The organism is Streptomyces cupreus (assembly GCF_014257025.1).
GTDB classification, from domain to species: Bacteria; Actinomycetota; Actinomycetes; order Streptomycetales; family Streptomycetaceae; genus Streptomyces; species Streptomyces cupreus.
In genome coordinates, this window is the sequence record NZ_JACMSF010000011.1 from 53,316 (window position 1) to 68,818 (window position 15,503).

The following is a 15,503-nucleotide window of genomic DNA, read 5'->3' on the forward strand; positions in this document are numbered from 1 at the left end:
GCGCACGATGGTGGGACCATGAGGCATGCTGTTCCGCACGACAGCGAGGCGAGGGGATAGATGAGCGCGGAGTTCGGCGACCGAGGCCTGCAGGGCAAACTCTCCCGGTGGCTGCGCGGCCGCCGCCCCCAGCAGACCGCCGACGACGGCGGTCGTGAGGCTCTGCTGCTCGCCGCCGCCTCCGCGGGACTGCCGCTCGCGCCCGCCGCCCACCCGGCGCCCGGCTACCGCTGTTCCTGCGACCGCGTCGGCTGTCCGACCCCCGCCCAGCACCCGGTGTCGTTCGCCTGGCAGACGCAGTCCACCACCGACCGCGCCCAGATCGAACGCTGGGCCCGCAACCAGCCGCAGGCCAACTTCATCACCGCCACCGGCATGGTGCACGACGTCCTGGACGTCCCCCTGGAGGCCGGCCGCGAGGCCCTCGGCCGGCTCCTCGACGCCGGCGTCGAGGTCGGACCCGTCGCCGAGAGCGACAATGGCCGCCTGCTCTTCTTCACCCTCACCCGCGGCACCCCCGAGGACGAGGACGAGTGGTGGCCCTGCGAGCTGGACTGCCACCCCGAGACGATGGACGAGCATCCGGGCCTACGGTGGCACTGCCGCGGTTCGTACGTCCTCGTGCCGCCCGCCCGCCTCAGCGGTGACGACCAGAGCGTGCGCTGGGTACGCGGGACCGAGCATCCCCTGCCGGATCCGCTCAGCCTGCTGGAGGTCCTCACCGACTCCTGCGCCCGCCACGCCGGCCAGGAGTCCGACCACGCGCACACCGCCTGGCCCTCGCGCCGCTGAACGGCCCGAAGCGGCTGCTCACCCGAGAAAGCTACTCGCCCTTCGCGCCCGTCAGGCCCTCGATCCGGCCCAGCACCGACACACCGCCCGCGCCCCCCGCCGGGTCCAGCGCCACCTCGTTCGAGATGAACTCCATCGTCAGCGACTGCTTGATCTCGCCCGTCGTCAGGGCCAGCACGTCCTTGTTGGGGGTCGGCACGGCGGCGCCCGGCGCGGCCGTCTGCTTCTGGTAGTGGTGCGTGGTGAAGAACACCAGCGCCCCGCCGTCCGCCGTGCGCAACGCCAGCGGCCGGTAGTCGCCCTCGGTCAGCGGTTCGTCGATGTATTGCGTGACCAGACCCGGCCGCTCCGCGTTCTTCGCGCGCTTCTCCCGCCAGCCGGAGGTGTGGCTGCCGTCCGCGAAGGTCTCCCCGCCGTCCTTGAGGTAGGCCGTGTAGACCTTGCTCAAGTCGTCCGGGGCGACGGCCAGTTCGGTGGAATTCGGGTCCACCGCCTCGGCCCAGCCGTCCTTGTCCTTCTTGAACTCCGGCATGTCGTCGGGCGCCACCAGCGTCAGATACGCGGCCTCCCACGGGTCTTCGAGACCGTCCCGGGTGAACACCAGCAGCCAGCGGGAGTCACCGCCGCGGTTGGCCTTGGCATCGGCCAGGAACCAGCGCGGCCAGCCCGGCTTCTTGGGGATGGTGAACTCGGCGTCCGTGAACGCCAGCGGCGAGTGCCCGGTGTTGCCGTCCGGGTTGTTGGCGCGGCCCGCCTTCAGCCGCGCCTCGTCGATGTCGCCGAGCGCGCCGGTGACACGGTCGGCGTCCAGGGAACTGTCGTACGCCTTGTCGGCCGCGTTGTACGCGGCGGTGAAGTCCTTCAGCGCCTCGGCGGCCTCGGCCTGTGTGGCGGCGGGGATCAACTCCCGTTCCCCGTGCACCACCAGGCACCCGCTCGCCGTCAACGACAAAGCGGTCACGGAGGCCGCTATCAGCGCCCTCCGGTCAAGCCTGCGAAGCCTTCGAGGGCTGCGATCCCTGCTCATCGGGTCCCTTCACCTTCCCCTTCCCGGAGGCGAACCCTACCGGGGCGAGGAACAGCGCGAGCGTCGGGACCAGGTACAGCAGCCACACCGTGACCTGGAGGACGGTCGGATCGGGCTGGAAGTTGAACACGCCCTTCAGCAGCGTGCCGTACCAACTGTCAGGCGGGATCGTGCCGGTGATGTCGAAGGCCTTGTAGGTCAGGCCCGGCAGCCAGTCGGCCTCCTGGAGGTCATGGAAGCCGTACGCCAGCACACCCGCCGCGACCACGACCAGCATCCCGCCGGTCCAGGTGAAGAACTTGCCCAGATTGATCCTCAGGGCGCCGCGGTAGAACAGCCAGCCCAGGAACACCGCGGTGGCCAGGCCGAGACCGGCGCCGACCACGGGGCGCGGGGAGCCGTCACCGGCCGCGCGCACCGACGTCCACACGAACAGAGCCGTCTCCAAGCCCTCCCGGCCCACCGCCAGGAACGCCGTGGCGACCAGCGCGCCGGTGCCCATCTGAAGGGCGGCGTCCAGCCTGCCGTGCAGCTCGGCCTTCAGATGCCGGGCGGTGCGCCGCATCCAGAACACCATCCACGTCACCAGGCCTACGGCGATGAGGGACAGCGAGCCGCCGAGCGCCTCCTGCGCCTCGAACGTCAGCTCCTGGGAGCCGAATTCGAGGGCGCAGCCGAAGCCCAGGGCGAGCGCGACCGCGACCCCGATGCCGATCCAGACGGGCCTGAGCGCGTCCCTGCGGTCCGTCTTCACCAGGTAGGCGACGAGGATGCAGACGACGAGGCTGGCCTCCAACCCCTCACGCAGGCCGATCAGATAGTTCGCGAACACGGTCCTACGCCTCCCCGGCGAACAGCGCCCGGCCCCACCAGTCGTCCTTGTCACGGACGCCGGGCGGGATCGCGTAGACCGCCGAACCCACGTGCTGGATGTACTCGTTGAGCGTGTCGGTGGCGAGGTTGCGCTGGATGGGCACGAAGCCCGTGCGCACGTCCTTCTGGTACGCCAGGAAGAACAGGCCCGCGTCCAGGCGGCCCAGGCCGTCCGTGCCGTCGGTGAAGGAGTAGCCGCGGCGCAGGATCGTCGCCCCGTCGTTGGAGTGGGGGTGCGCGAGCCGCACGTGCGCGGTCGGGAGCATCGCCTTCAGGAACGGCTCGTCGCGCTCCTTGGCCTTGCCGACCGGGGCGCCCTCGCCCTTGTCGCGGCCGATGATGTCCTCCTGCTCCTGCAGGGAGGTGCGGTCCCAGGTCTCGATGTGCATACGGATGCGCCGGGCGACCAGGTAGGAGCCGTCCACCATCCAGTCGGGCCCCTCCTTCTCGTCCACCCACACGAACTTCTTCAACCGGTCCGTCTCCGTGCCCGCGATGTTGCGGGTGCCGTCCGGACGCTGCTGCTGGGCCGGTCGGTGGGCGAGGGCTGCTGCCCGGAGCTGTATCTGCACCGCCTCGACGACTACCGCTCGCCCCTGCCGCCGGTGCGCTCGACGGCCATGCGGTCCGACATCAACTGGCCGCATCAGTACGCGCGTCGGCTGGAGGAGTCCGACGGGACGCCCTTGCGGGACGGGCGTTGGGAGCTGGCCCGGCGGGACCGCTTCGAACCGGGCGTCTGGACCGAGGACTTCGTACGGGAGTGGCCGACCGGACGGCTGGGGCTGTACTGCGGGGGCGGCTGGCACGGGGTTCTCCCGCTGCGCCGGCTCTCGGCGCCGGCCGCGGCGCGTGTGAAGGCGTACCGCAAGCACGCCCGCGAGGGCACCCTTGCGCCTGTCCTGCTGTGGTGGGTGACCTTTCTCGACGGCTGGGTGATCCTCGACGGCCACGACAGGGCGGTGGCCGCGCTGGCGGAGGAGCGGGTGCCGGAGTGCGTGCAGTTGAGCCAGGTGCCCGACGAGGGGCAGTGGCGGCGGGCTGCCGAGGAGGTGACCGAGGCGCACGAGCACCGCATGCGAGGGCTCGCCGTGCGTCCCGACACCCAGGGCCGCCCTGGAGTGGACGTACACGATCGCCTCACTGCCGTACGGGCCGCCTTTGGGACCTGCCCGGCGGAACCGATGCCTGGGACGACCTCGCCGCCCGGGTGATGTTTCAATTCCCCCGTGACTGACTACGACGTGCTCCGGGTCTTCTGCGGGCCTCGCGGCGGATACGGCAACGAGCTGGGCGTTGTCCGTGACGGCTCGGTGCTGCCGGAGCGGGATGAGCGGCAGGCGTTCGCGGCGAAGCTCGGGTTCCCCGAGACGGTGTTCGTCGACGACCCCGAGCGCGGAGTCATCGACATCTACACGCCCAGCGTGCGGCTGCCGTTCGCCGGTTACCCCTGCGTCGGGGCGGCCTGGCTGCTGGACGTGCCGGAGCTGGTCACGCCCGCCGGGGTGGTCGGGGCCCGCCAGGACGGGGAGTTCTGCTGGATCGAGGCGCGAGCGGAGTGGGCACCGCCGCGGACGCTGCGGCAGTACGGGTCCGCGGCCGAGGTCGACGCGCTGCCGGTGCCTCCGGCGGGGGAGTGGATCTACGCGTGGGCGTGGGAGGACGAGGCGGCGGGCCGGATCCGCGCGCGGGGCTTCCCCGGCCGGGGCGACGGCATCGACGAGGACGAGGCGACGGGAGCGGCGGCGATCCTCCTGACGGAAAGTTTGGGCCGCGCCCTCAACATCACCCAGGGCACGGGCTCCCAGCTCCTGACGGCACCGCAGCCCGGGGGCTGGGTGGAACTCGGAGGGCGGGTCTGTCTGGAGCGCTGACGGGGCTCAGGCCGACAGCGGGAACTCCTCGCTCAGTGCCTGGAAGACCGCCATGTTCAGTCGAAACGCCCGCTGGCACTCGGCGATGATCCGCTGCTTCTCCAGGTCGTCCGCCCGTACGTCGTCCAGCAGGTGGCGGTAGCCGCGCTTGAAGGCCGCCGGGTTGGAGATCTGGTCGAAGACGTAGAAGCGGACCCCGTCGCCCTTCTTGTCGAAGCCCCACGTCTTCTCCGCCCGGTCGCGGACGACCTGGCCGCCGGCGAGGTCGCCGAGGTAGCGGGTGTAGTGGTGCGCGACATACCCGGCCGGCCAGGTGCGGGCGCACTCCTCGATCCGGTCGGCGTACGCCCGTGTGGCGGGCAGCGTGGAGAGGGTGGACCGCCAGCCGGGGCCCCGCAGATGCGCCAGGTCCCGTTCGAGCGACGCCAGCCGCATCAGCTCCGGGCGGACGAAGGGGCCGGCCACCGGGTCGGACGCCAGCCGCTCGGCGCCGGACTCCAGGGCGTCGTACACGAACCACAGCTGCTCGGTGTAGCGCGCATAGGCGTCCACCCCCAGCCGGCCGCCCAGCAGATCGCTCATGAACGTCGACGAGTTCGCCTCTTCGTGCAGCTCGTGGGTGGTGGTGCGCAGGAGCGTCGAGAAGGAGTCCATGAGCCCAGATTCTCTGTGGTTAGGCTTACCTAAGTCAATGCTTTTGCCGACTCGCTGTCGGTAAATGTGTACCCGAATTATCCAGGAAACCAACCCAAAAGCCCGCCCTCCGAAGAGAGCGGGCCTTCACAGCGGAGCCGGTCAGGGCAGCGTCAGGATCTCCGCCCCCGTCTCCGTCACCACCAGCGTGTGCTCGAACTGCGCCGTCCGCCTGCGGTCCTTCGTCACGACCGTCCAGCCGTCGTCCCACATGTCGTACTCGTGCGTGCCCAGCGTCAGCATCGGCTCGATCGTGAAGGTCATCCCCGGCTGGATCACCGTCGTCGCGTGCGGACTGTCGTAGTGCGGGATGATCAGGCCGGAGTGGAACGACGAGTTGATGCCGTGGCCGGTGAAGTCGCGGACCACGCCGTAGCCGAAGCGCTTGGCGTACGACTCGATGACGCGGCCGATGACATTGATCTGGCGGCCCGGCTTGACCGCCTTGATGGCGCGGTTCAGGGACTCACGGGTGCGCTCCACCAGCAGGCGGCTCTCCTCGTCCACCTCCCCGACCAGGTACGTCGCGTTGTTGTCGCCGTGCACCCCGCCGATGTACGCCGTCACGTCGAGGTTGATGATGTCGCCGTCGCGCAGCACCGTGGAGTCCGGAATGCCGTGGCAGATCACCTCGTTGAGGCTGGAGCACAGGGACTTCGGGAAGCCCCGGTAACCGAGCGTCGACGGGTAGGCGCCGTGGTCGCACATGTACTCGTGCGCCACCTTGTCCAGTTCGTCGGTGGTGACCCCGGGCGCGATCAGCTTCGCCGCCTCGGCCATCGCTCGCGCGGCGATCCGGCCGGCGACACGCATCGCCTCGACGGTCTCCGGAGTCTGTACCTCCGGGCCGGAGTACGGCGTCGGCGCGGGCTTGCCGACGTACTCGGGGCGACGGATGTTTCCGGGTACGGAACGGGTGGGAGAGAGCTCCCCTGGGACGAGCAGCGACTGGCCAGACATGCCAGCGAGTCTAACGAGCCGCCGTGGGGGAACATGTCGGTGGCGAGAGGAGCAGGTCATGGCGTTGTTCAAGAAGCGGACGGTCGGCAAGCCGGGCGAGTGGTACTACTGCCTGGAGCACAAGAAGGTCGAGGAGGGCCCGGACTGCCCCGGCAAGGACCGCTTCGGCCCCTACGCCTCCCGCGGGGAGGCCGAGCACGCGATGGAGACCGCCCGCGAGCGCAACCTCCAGTGGGAGAACGACCCCAAGTGGCACGACGCCCCCACGAGCGCCGACGACGACTAGCCCGGTGACGATGCCCGGGCCGCCTCGCGTTGCTCGCGCACGCTCTTCGCGTGCTCGCTCGTCCGGGCGTCGTACGTCATCAGCCTCGGCAGGCACAGTGCCAGCAGCCCCACGGCGCCGGCGCACAGCAGTCCGCCCGACCACACCGACGCCCGCACGCCCCACCACGCGGCGAAGCCGCCCGACCTGACCTGGCCGAGGGTCGGTCCGACCGAGTACGACAGCAGCTCGATCCCGGCGAGCCGGCCGCGCAGCTCGTCCGGGATCGTCTGGTTCCACATGACCCCGCGGAAGATCCCGCTGACCATGTCGCAGCCGCCCGCCACGGTCAGGAACAGCAGCACCAGCCATACGTTGCCCACGACCCCGGCGGCCGCGATGGCCACGCCCCACAGCGCCGCCGCCAGCACCACCATCCGGCCGTGCCGGTGGATCCTCGCGGTCCAGCCGCTCGTCACGCTCACCAGCAGCGAGCCGAGCGGCACCGTCGCGTACATCAGGCCCAGCGACCACTCGGCGTCCAGTTCGTCCGCGAGGAACGGCAGCAGCGCCAGCGGCATCGCCAGGAACATCGCGGCGAGGTCGACGGCGTAGGTGCCGAGGAGTTCCTTGCGGCTCCAGGCGTACCGGGCGCCCTCGGCGATGGCCTTCAGGGAGGGTTTCGCCGCCTCGTGCGCGGCGGGGGAGGAGGCGATCGGGATGATCAGGACGACCGAGACGACGAAGGTCAGCAGGTCGGCGGCGTAGGCCCAGCCGAGCCCCGCGTACGCCACCACCACACCCGCCACCGCTGGGCCCGCGACCCCGCCGACCGTCCAGCGCAGGGCGTTGAGGGAGGCCGCGGCCGGCAGGTGGTCATGGGCCACGATCCGCGGCCAGAGCGAGTCCAGCGCCGGGCGCTGCACGGAGACCAGCGCCGAGGACAGGGCCGCCACCACATACAGCGGCCATACGGCGGGCTCCGGCAGCAGGGCGTTCACCAGCAGCAGCGCGCTCAGCAGCCCCTGGCCCGCCTCGGTCCAGATGATCAGCCCGCGCTTGTCGAGCGAGTCGGCGAGGGCTCCGCCGTACAGCCCGAAGACGATCAGCGGGATCAGCTCCACCGCGCCGATCGCCCCGACGGCCGCCGCTGAGCCGGTCAGCTCCTTGATCTGCACCGGTAGCGCCACGAACGTCAGGAAGCTGCCGAAGCCGGAGATCAGACCCGACAGCCACAGCCGTCGGAAGTCGGCGGAGGCGCGCCAGGGGGCAAGGTCGGGCAGGAAGGAGGCGGTCACGAGAGGTCATGGTCGGCAGGGGCGGGAGACCGGGGCAACTGCTTTTCGGGGCAACCGCTTTGTCGAGGTGGGCGTCACCAGCGCGCCGGTGGCGGCGCCGTCAATTGGTCCGCCAGTGCCGAGAGGCGGTCACGGAAGCGTCGGCGTGCCCGGGGAGAGGGGCGGCTGTTCTTCGGCCGGGTCACCAGCGCGCCGGTGGCGGCGCCGTCAATTGGTCCGCCAATGCCGAGAGGCGGTCACGGAAGCGTCGGCGTGCCCGGGGGGACGGGACGGAGTTTTCGCCGGCCGCCGCGCTCACCAGGTGCTGCACCGTGTCCAGGTCCAGATCCGTGCCCTCGGGTACCGCGAGCGACTCGTGCGCCATCGCCATCAGGTCACCCTCGCCGGGCCCCAGCGCCAGCACCGTCGCCCCGGCCCGCCGCGCGTCGTGCACCCGCTCCAGCAGCCCGGCGTCCGGCCCCTGCACCGCCGGTCCGGCGCTCACCGCCTGCACCGCCGGTCCGGAGCCCGCCGCCCGCGGCGACACCGCCGGTCCGGCGCCAGCCGCCCGCGGCGACACCACCAGCAACGTCTCGCCCCGCCGCGCCGCCGCGAGACGGCCGAGCCCGACCGTCAGATGTGCCGGATCCGAGGCGCGCGCCTCATGCCGTACAAGCGTCGGCGTCAGCTCGGGCGTGCCCGACCACGCGGCCTCGTCCACCAGATGTGCCGCGAGATGCCACGGTTCGTAGTCCGGTGTGCCGACGAGCAGCAGCCCGCCGCCGTGCGAGACCACCGAGCCCCGCAGCACACCCGCGAACCTCCGGGTGGCCCCCAACCACTCGGTCCCGGCGAGCACTTCGCGCAGCAGCGCGACCCGTACGGCATCCATGGGTCCGCATCCTGCCGCACCAGGCCACTCGTGACCGGCAGTTCACCCCGAATTCGCCCAACCAGGGCAAGCGGTACGACATGCCAGCATCCGCCGCCTCCCTGCCCGCCTCCGTCCCCTTCCGCGCCGGACGTGAGGGATACGCCAGTTTCCGGATCCCGGCCGTGGTCGTGACCCGGGCCGGTACGCTGCTCGCCTTCTGCGAGGGCCGGGTGGACTCCGCCCGCGACTGGGGCCACATCGACATCGTGCTGAAGCGCTCCACCGACGGCGGCCGCACCTGGGGGCCGCTGAACGTGTGTGCCAGCAACGGAGTTCACCTCTCCGGCAACCCCGCCCCGGTCGTCCTCGACACCGGCCGGATCCTGCTCGTCCACATCCGCTCCGCCGCCTCCGCCTCCGAGGACGCCATCCTGCGCGGCCAGGTCTCCGACGCCGACGGCCGCCGGGTCTGGGTGCAGCACAGCGACGACGACGGCGTCACCTGGACCGGCCCCAGGGAGATCACCGAGTCGGTGAAGAGGCCCGGCTGGCGCTGGTACGCCACCACCCCCGGGCACGCCGTCCAGCTGAGCACCGGCCGGGTCGTCGTCCCCGCCAACCACACCCTGCCGCCCACCGGCACGGACACCGGCACCGAGGCCAAGTACAACGGCGGCCACTGTCTGCTCAGCGACGACCGGGGCGCCACCTGGACGCTCGGGTACCTCGACGAGAACACCGACGGCTACGTCAACGTCAACGAGACCACCGCCGCCGAACTCCCCGACGGCCGCGTCTACTTCAACACCCGCAACGACTCCCCGTCGCCCGGCAACCGCGCCGACGCCCACTCTAAGGACGGCGGGAAGACCCTCCACCACCCCTTCCGTCCACAGGCCGGACTCGACGGACCCGTCTGCGAGGCCAGCCTCCTCCAGCTCCGCGACCCCGACCTGCTGCTCTTCTCCGGGCCCGCCTTCCCCGGCGGCCGCGCCCTGATGACCATCCGCGTCTCCACCGACTCCGGCACCACCTGGCAGCCCCGCGTCACCGTCGACGGCCTGCCCGCCGCCTACTCCGACCTCGTGCGCGTCGACGCCGACACCGTCGGACTCCTCTACGAGACGGGCGACTTCGGCGCCTACGAGCGGATCGTCTTCCGGCGCGTGCCCGTGACTCGGCTCACCTGAACGAAAGGGGCCGCCGGGGCGGACGTAAAGTCGGGCCATGACCTCTACCGACAGTGCTGCACAGAAGGCCCCCGCCAAGGATCCCTGGGACCTTCCCGATGTCTCCGGGCTTGTCGTCGGCGTGCTCGGCGGGACCGGGCCGCAGGGCAAGGGCCTGGCCTACCGGCTCGCCAAGGCCGGCCAGAAGGTGATCATCGGCTCCCGTGCGGCGGACCGTGCGCAGACGGCCGCCGAGGAACTCGGCCACGGTGTCGAGGGTGCCGACAACGCCGAGTGCGCCCGCCGCAGCGACATCGTGATCGTCGCCGTGCCGTGGGAGGGCCACGGCAAGACCCTGGAGTCGCTGCGCGAGGACCTCGCCGGGAAGCTGGTCGTCGACTGCGTCAACCCGCTCGGCTTCGACAAGCAGGGCGCCTACGCGCTCAAGCCCGAGGAGGGCAGCGCCGCCGAGCAGGCGGCGGCGCTGCTGCCGGACTCCCGGGTCACGGCCGCCTTCCATCATCTGTCGGCGGTGCTGCTCCAGGACCCCGAGATCGACGAGATCGACACCGATGTGATGGTCCTCGGCGAGGTCCGCGCCGATGTGGAGATCGTCCAGGCGCTGGCCGGCCGTATCCCCGGCATGCGCGGCATCTTCGCCGGGCGGCTGCGCAATGCCCACCAGGTCGAGTCCCTGGTCGCGAACCTGATCTCCGTCAACCGGCGCTACAAGGCGCACGCGGGACTCCGCATCACGGACGTATGACGGGATGGGGGACACTGGAGGGCGACGTACCGCAGTGTCCCCCCGACAGGAGCCCCTCGAATGCCCCGCCTCGCCCTCTACGCCCTGGTCGTCTGCGTCCTCGCCGTGGCCGCCGCCGTCGTCTCCTTCGCACAGGGCAGCTTCCTGGGGATCATCTGGGTGCTGCTGGCGGGGCTGTCCTCCAACATGTGCTGGTACTACCTGCGGCGGGACAAGGCCGCCTACCAGAAGCGGTAGAGGTCCCAGCCGTACGCCGTTTCGAGCTCGCTGACCCCGAGACCGCGCAGGATCGCGTCGACCATGTCGAAGAACGCGCCGTTCACCGCGGGCAGCCACAGCAGCGCGAACACGAACAGCAGCCCGAACGGCGCGAACGGCTCCACCTGGCGCCGGACGTCGTACGACAGCCAGGGCTCGATCACGCCGTAGCCGTCCAGCCCCGGAACCGGCAGGAAGTTGAGGATCGCCGCCGTGACCTGGAGCAGGGCGAGGAAGGCGAGCGCGAAGCGGAAGTCCGCGGGGACGCCGTCGAGGGCGTCGAGCCAGAACGGCGCGGTGCACACGGCCGCGAAGAGCAGGTTCGTCAGCGGGCCCGCCGCCGAGATCAGACTGTGCCGCCACCGCCCCGGAATCCGCCCCCGCTCGATGAAGACGGCACCGCCGGGCAGACCGATCCCGCCCATGATCACGAAGAGGACCGGGAGCACGATGCTCAGCAGGGCGTGCGTGTACTTCAGCGGGTTCAGCGTCAGGTAGCCCTTCGCGCCGACCGTGATGTCGCCGCTGTGCAGCGCCGTGCGGGCGTGCGCGTACTCGTGCAGACACAGGGAGACGATCCAGGCCGCCGTCACGAACAGGAACACGGCGAGGCCCGGCTGTTCGGCGAACCCGGTCCAGGTGGCCCAGCCGGTCACCGCCGTGACGGCCAGGATCCCGACGAAGACAGGGCTCATTCGCCGTTCGCTGTGGCGGGTGGTGGTGGCGGTCATGCGGCTCCCTGACTGGTCGGCACGCGGTGTGCTGCCGCCCGACGGTACCGGGCGCAACGGGAAAACGTCTCGCGGTCCGGCATCGGTTCCGGAGAAGGTGGGGGGATGGGGATCTGGCACGTGTTCTACGCGGACTGGCAGATGGAGTGCTGCGGCACGCCGTTCTCCCTCGGCGACGAGGTGAGCTGGCCGCTGCTGCTCAACGACTCCGGGGACGTCCTGGGCGGCGACTGGGACGACGAACTGGCCAAGGTCGTCGGGGAGGTGGCCGACGTGGGAGGCGTCAGGGTCCTCCGGGAGGAGACGGGACTGACGGTGGCCCTGCACGAGGACCCCGTCGACGTCATCGCGCCGGAGGCCCTCGGAGAGGAGCGGCCCGGGGACCGGATCCGCCTCGTCGGACTGCTCACGGTCGAACGGCACGGGGACCAGTGGCCGGAGGTCACCGGCCGGGTGCGGTCCGTCCAGGTGGTGAGCCAGGAGTACGCCGAGACCGTGCCGGGTTCGCGCACCTGGCATCCGGTGCCGGGGCAGCGGTCGCTGCGGCCGGTCGAGACCTGCCCGAAGTGGTTCACCGACACGGGCCCGCACACCCGGGGCCGGCGGCGTATGGACGCGGGAGTGCTGGTCACCCTGGAGATCCCGGACCGCTGAACCGACCCTCGCCCCCCACTCCCACACACCAGAGACAATGGACCCCGTGCGCTATCGCATCCTCGGCACCACTCAGGCCCACCGTCCCGACGGCACCCCCGTACCGGTCGGCGGGGCGCGGTTGCGTGCGCTGCTCAGCGTGCTCGCGCTGCGCGGCGGGCGGGCCGTGCCCGCGCAGTTCCTCGTGGACGAGGTGTGGGGCGCGGATCCGCCCGCCGACGCCGGCGGGGCTTTGCAGGCGCTCGTCGGGCGGTTGCGGCGGGTGCTCGGGGCCGACGCCGTGGAGTCCGTCGACGGCGGGTACCGGCTGGCCGCCGGGTCCGACGACATCGACCTGCACCGTTTCGAGCGGCTCACCGCCGACGGCATCCGCGCCCTCGCCGACGGCGACCCCGCCAAGGCCGCCGGAGTCCTCGACGACGCCCTCGCCCTGTGGCGCGGCCCCGCCCTCGCCGACCTCCCCGACCGCACCGCCGAGGTCGCCCGCTGGGACACCCGCCGCCTCGACGCCCTGCGCGCCCGCCACACCGCCGCCCTCGCCCTCGGCCAGGCGGAAGCCGCGCTGCCGGAGCTGACCGCCCTGTGCGACAGCCATCCCCTCGACGAGCCGTTGCAGGCACTGCGCCTGCGCGCGCTGCGCGACACCGGCCGCGCCGCCGAGGCGCTGGCCGCCTACGACGACGTGCGACAACTGCTCGCCGAGCAGCTCGGGTCCGATCCCGGCGCCGAACTGTCCGCCCTGCACCGCGAGTTGCTGTCCCCACAACCGGCGCCCGCTCAACTCGGCAACCTCCGGGCCCGCCTGACCTCCTTCGTCGGCCGGGAAGCCGACATCGAGGCCATCCGTGGGGACCTCGGCAAGGCCCGGCTGGTCACGCTCCTCGGACCCGGCGGCGCGGGGAAGACCCGGCTGTCGCAGGAGGCCGCCGAGACGCTCCGGGACGCCGCACGGGACGGGATCTGGCTGGCCGAACTCGCCCCCGTCGACGACCCCGAGGCCGTGCCGGAGGCCGTGCTCACCGCCGTCGGAGCCCGCGAGACCGTGCTGTACGGCGCGGGCGCCGAGGAGTTCCGCAGCGCCGTCGCCGACCGGCACGACGACCCGGTCGAACGCCTCGTGGAGCACTGCGCCCGGCGCCGGATGCTGATCGTCCTCGACAACTGCGAGCACGTCGTCGACGCCGCCGCCCGCCTCGCCGAGCATCTGCTGGCCCGCTGCCCCGGCCTGACGGTACTGGCCACCAGCCGCGAACCCCTCGGCGTACCGGGCGAGGTACTGCGCCCCGTGGAGCCGCTGCCGCAGCCGTACGCCCTGCGGCTGTTCGCCGACCGCGGTGCCGCCGCCCGGCCCGGGTTCGGCGTCGACGACGACCCCGAGGCCTGCGCCGAGATCTGCCGCCGCCTCGACGGACTGCCCCTCGCCATCGAACTCGCCGCCGCCCGGCTGCGGATGCTCACGCCCCGCCAGATCGCCGACCGGCTCGACCACCGCTTCCGGCTGCTCACCTCCGGCAGTCGTACCGTCCTGCCCCGCCAGCAGACCCTCAGGGCCGTCGTCGACTGGTCCTGGGACCTGCTCGACGAGGACGAACGCGATGTCCTCAGGCGGCTGTCGGTCTTCGCGGGCGGCTGCGACCTGCCCGCCGCGGAGGCGGTGTGCGGGCCCGCCGCCCTGGACGCGCTCGGCTCCCTCGTCGACAAGTCCCTGGTGGTGGCCGCCCCTTCGGGCGATGGAGCGATGCGCTACCGGCTGCTGGAGACCGTCGCCGAATACGCGGGCGAGCGCCTGGACGAGGCCGGTCAGCGCCCCCGCGCCGAACGCGCGCACCTGACGTACTACCGCGAACTCGCCCGCACCACCGATCCGTTGCTGCGCGGTCCCGGCCAACTGGACGCCGTGGAACGGCTCCAGCGGGAGTACGAGAACCTGCGCACCGCGCTGCGGCACGCCATCGCAGAGCGCGACGAGCAGGAGGCGCTGACGCTGACGCTCTCCCTGGGCTGGTACTGGCAGATGCGCGACCTGAGGATCGAGGCCCGCAACTGGTGCGCGGAGGTGATGACGCTCGGCCCCGACCCGTTCGCCTTCGCCGAGCCCGTCCGGCCGGCCGAGCCGGTCTGGCAACGCTGCACCGCCGAGCCGCCCCCGTACACCGGAGAGGTGCTGGCCGAGGCCCGGCGCGGGCTCCATCTGGCCCATTTCGCCTGCATGGACACCGAGTTGGACGCCTGGCAGAACCCGGCCGCCCAGCAGAAGCTGCGCACCATCGCCGCGACCTACCCGCCCGGGCTTCCGCAGTCCTGCCGCAGCCCCGGCCTCCTCGCCGTGTTCGCCGTGATGCTCACCGGCGACATGGACGCGGTCGCCCGGCTGCTCGACGCCTGCGTGGAGACCTGCCGGACCACCCCGGGCTACGAGTGGGAACTAGCTGCCACCCTCCAGATGCGGGCCAACGGCCTCGCCAACCGCCCCGAGCGCGCCGGGGAAGCGGCCCGGGACGCCGACGAGTCGCTCGCCATCTACGAGCGGTTGGGTGACGCCTGGGGCACGGCCGAGGCGCTGTCGGCGCGCGCGGAGGCCCGCGAGCGTACCGGCGCCTACGCCGAGGCCGCCGCCGACTACGAGGCGGCCATCGAGCAGGCCCGACGGCTCGGCGCCCGCGCCCAGGAGGCCGTCCTGTCAGCCCGGCTGGCCGGCGCGCTGCTGGAGGACGGGCAGGGCGAGCGGGGCGAACGCCTGCTGCGGGAGGTCATCGACGGACTGGACGGCGGGCACAGCGAGGCGATGCCGTTCAGCCGGGTCATCCTCGCGGGCTGGCTCAGCATCACCGGCCGTACCACCGAGGCCCGCGAGCAGATCCGGGTGCTGCGCGAGAACTTCGGCCTCGCCCAGTTCCACGTCTTCGACGCCTTCATCCTCAGCGGGGAGGCCTGGATGGACGCCTCCGAGGGCCACCACGAACCGGCCCGGGAGAAGCTCCGGCGCGCTCTGGAGCAGGCGGACGATCCGCTGGCGCGGGCCATGGCCCCGCAGTTGGTCTCGGCTTGCCTGGTCATCGCCGCTGTGGCGCTGGCCGGGAGCGAGCCCTTCGACGCCGCCCGCTGTCTCGGGGCCGCCGACGCGCTGTTGCCGCCCGGACACCTGAACTCCTCCCTGGAGCGGGAGTGCCGGGCCCGAGCCGTCGCCGCGGTGCGGGCGGTCCTCGACGAGGAGACGTACGAGGCCGTATACGCCGAGGGCGGCGAACTCACCGCGAAGGAGGCCGCCGCCCTGGTGTGACCCGACCAGG

General features: G+C 72.0%; 16 protein-coding genes and 1 pseudogene. 9 read left to right on the forward strand and 8 right to left on the reverse strand.

Translation table 11 applies throughout. The annotated features are described in order from the left end of the window. Positions 1–60 precede the first annotated feature (60 nt). Positions 61–792, forward strand: a complete 732-nt coding sequence (locus H4N64_RS12850) for a bifunctional DNA primase/polymerase (protein WP_186282396.1) — start codon at positions 61–63, stop codon at positions 790–792. 31 nt (positions 793–823) lie between these two features. On the opposite strand, the gene H4N64_RS12855 is transcribed toward H4N64_RS12850, so the two are convergent. The 3 genes and pseudogenes from H4N64_RS12855 to H4N64_RS12865 all read right to left on the reverse strand — a co-directional run. Beyond that, positions 824–1,819, reverse strand: coding sequence for an SCO2278 family lipoprotein (locus H4N64_RS12855; RefSeq protein WP_186282397.1), 996 nt, complete (start codon positions 1,817–1,819; stop codon positions 824–826). After that, on the reverse strand, positions 1,779–2,651 hold the full coding sequence (efeU, locus tag H4N64_RS12860) for an iron uptake transporter permease EfeU (RefSeq protein WP_186282398.1): 873 nt from the start codon (positions 2,649–2,651) through the stop codon (positions 1,779–1,781). The genes H4N64_RS12855 and efeU overlap by 41 nt, the downstream gene beginning before the upstream one ends. 4 nt (positions 2,652–2,655) lie before the next feature. Then, positions 2,656–3,204, reverse strand: a pseudogene (locus tag H4N64_RS12865) (Dyp-type peroxidase); the annotation flags it as partial. Between the two features lie 24 nt (positions 3,205–3,228). On the opposite strand from H4N64_RS12865, the gene H4N64_RS12870 reads away from it, so the two are divergent. Next, positions 3,229–3,906 carry a hypothetical protein gene (locus H4N64_RS12870; RefSeq protein ID WP_336246699.1) on the forward strand — a complete coding sequence of 226 codons (678 nt, stop codon included), beginning with the start codon at positions 3,229–3,231 and terminating at the stop codon, positions 3,904–3,906. A gap of 15 nt (positions 3,907–3,921) precedes the next feature. Continuing rightward, the gene (locus H4N64_RS12875) at positions 3,922–4,566 is read left to right on the forward strand and encodes a PhzF family phenazine biosynthesis protein (protein WP_186282399.1); all 645 of its coding nucleotides are present in this window, start codon (positions 3,922–3,924) and stop codon (positions 4,564–4,566) included. A gap of 6 nt (positions 4,567–4,572) precedes the next feature. Here the strand turns inward: H4N64_RS12875 and H4N64_RS12880 are convergent, their stop codons facing one another. Further along, positions 4,573–5,220 (reverse strand): biliverdin-producing heme oxygenase, encoded by a 648-nt coding sequence (locus H4N64_RS12880; RefSeq protein ID WP_186282400.1) that lies wholly within the window; start codon positions 5,218–5,220, stop codon positions 4,573–4,575. Positions 5,221–5,361: 141 nt separating this feature from the next. Then, positions 5,362–6,219 carry a type I methionyl aminopeptidase gene (gene map, locus H4N64_RS12885; protein ID WP_186282401.1) on the reverse strand — a complete coding sequence of 286 codons (858 nt, stop codon included), beginning with the start codon at positions 6,217–6,219 and terminating at the stop codon, positions 5,362–5,364. Positions 6,220–6,277: 58 nt separating this feature from the next. Here map and H4N64_RS12890 point away from each other — a divergent pair, with 58 nt between their 5' ends. After that, positions 6,278–6,505, forward strand: coding sequence for a hypothetical protein (locus H4N64_RS12890; RefSeq protein ID WP_186282402.1), 228 nt, complete (start codon positions 6,278–6,280; stop codon positions 6,503–6,505). Here H4N64_RS12890 and H4N64_RS12895 read toward each other — a convergent pair. Both H4N64_RS12895 and H4N64_RS12900 read right to left on the reverse strand, forming a co-directional pair. Beyond that, positions 6,502–7,782: an MFS transporter gene (locus tag H4N64_RS12895; RefSeq protein WP_186282403.1), complete on the reverse strand. Its 1,281-nt coding sequence runs from the start codon at positions 7,780–7,782 to the stop codon at positions 6,502–6,504. The two genes, H4N64_RS12890 and H4N64_RS12895, sit on opposite strands and share 4 nt — an antisense overlap. 181 nt (positions 7,783–7,963) lie before the next feature. Next, positions 7,964–8,653, reverse strand: coding sequence for a hypothetical protein (locus H4N64_RS12900; RefSeq protein ID WP_186282507.1), 690 nt, complete (start codon positions 8,651–8,653; stop codon positions 7,964–7,966). A gap of 80 nt (positions 8,654–8,733) precedes the next feature. Between H4N64_RS12900 and H4N64_RS12905 the strand changes: the two genes are divergently transcribed. From H4N64_RS12905 to H4N64_RS12915, 3 genes are read left to right on the forward strand one after another with little or no spacing between them, the layout of a single operon-like run. Further along, entirely contained in the window at positions 8,734–9,825 is a 1,092-nt protein-coding gene (locus H4N64_RS12905; RefSeq protein ID WP_186282503.1) for a sialidase family protein, read from the forward strand. 37 nt (positions 9,826–9,862) lie between these two features. Further along, complete coding sequence (npdG, locus tag H4N64_RS12910) at positions 9,863–10,570, forward strand: NADPH-dependent F420 reductase (RefSeq protein WP_186282404.1); 708 nt, start codon at positions 9,863–9,865, stop codon at positions 10,568–10,570. Between the two features lie 60 nt (positions 10,571–10,630). Beyond that, positions 10,631–10,807, forward strand: a complete 177-nt coding sequence (locus tag H4N64_RS12915) for a hypothetical protein (protein WP_186282405.1) — start codon at positions 10,631–10,633, stop codon at positions 10,805–10,807. Here the strand turns inward: H4N64_RS12915 and H4N64_RS12920 are convergent. Next, positions 10,792–11,559, reverse strand: a complete 768-nt coding sequence (locus H4N64_RS12920; RefSeq protein ID WP_186282406.1) for a site-2 protease family protein — start codon at positions 11,557–11,559, stop codon at positions 10,792–10,794. The genes H4N64_RS12915 and H4N64_RS12920 overlap by 16 nt on opposite strands. 105 nt (positions 11,560–11,664) lie before the next feature. Here H4N64_RS12920 and H4N64_RS12925 point away from each other — a divergent pair, with 105 nt between their 5' ends. Beyond that, a complete protein-coding gene (locus H4N64_RS12925) occupies positions 11,665–12,213 on the forward strand; it encodes a DUF6578 domain-containing protein (protein ID WP_186282407.1) in 549 nt (182 codons plus the stop codon). Between the two features lie 37 nt (positions 12,214–12,250). Beyond that, on the forward strand, positions 12,251–15,493 hold the full coding sequence (locus tag H4N64_RS12930) for an AfsR/SARP family transcriptional regulator (protein ID WP_186282408.1): 3,243 nt from the start codon (positions 12,251–12,253) through the stop codon (positions 15,491–15,493). The last annotated feature ends 10 nt before the right edge of the window (positions 15,494–15,503 follow it).

Coding starts and splice junctions, on each gene's coding strand:
- H4N64_RS12905 (WP_186282503.1), top strand. CDS start 8,734: ATGCCAGCATCCGCCGCCTCCCTGCCCGCCTCCGTCCCCTTCCGCGCC.
- npdG (WP_186282404.1), top strand. CDS start 9,863: ATGACCTCTACCGACAGTGCTGCACAGAAGGCCCCCGCCAAGGATCCC.
- H4N64_RS12930 (WP_186282408.1), top strand. CDS start 12,251: ATGGACCCCGTGCGCTATCGCATCCTCGGCACCACTCAGGCCCACCGT.
- H4N64_RS12880 (WP_186282400.1), bottom strand. CDS start 5,220: ATGGACTCCTTCTCGACGCTCCTGCGCACCACCACCCACGAGCTGCAC.
- H4N64_RS12920 (WP_186282406.1), bottom strand. CDS start 11,559: ATGACCGCCACCACCACCCGCCACAGCGAACGGCGAATGAGCCCTGTC.
- H4N64_RS12900 (WP_186282507.1), bottom strand. CDS start 8,653: ATGGATGCCGTACGGGTCGCGCTGCTGCGCGAAGTGCTCGCCGGGACC.
- H4N64_RS12855 (WP_186282397.1), bottom strand. CDS start 1,819: ATGAGCAGGGATCGCAGCCCTCGAAGGCTTCGCAGGCTTGACCGGAGG.
- H4N64_RS12850 (WP_186282396.1), top strand. CDS start 61: ATGAGCGCGGAGTTCGGCGACCGAGGCCTGCAGGGCAAACTCTCCCGG.
- map (WP_186282401.1), bottom strand. CDS start 6,219: ATGTCTGGCCAGTCGCTGCTCGTCCCAGGGGAGCTCTCTCCCACCCGT.
- H4N64_RS12925 (WP_186282407.1), top strand. CDS start 11,665: ATGGGGATCTGGCACGTGTTCTACGCGGACTGGCAGATGGAGTGCTGC.
- H4N64_RS12915 (WP_186282405.1), top strand. CDS start 10,631: ATGCCCCGCCTCGCCCTCTACGCCCTGGTCGTCTGCGTCCTCGCCGTG.
- H4N64_RS12890 (WP_186282402.1), top strand. CDS start 6,278: ATGGCGTTGTTCAAGAAGCGGACGGTCGGCAAGCCGGGCGAGTGGTAC.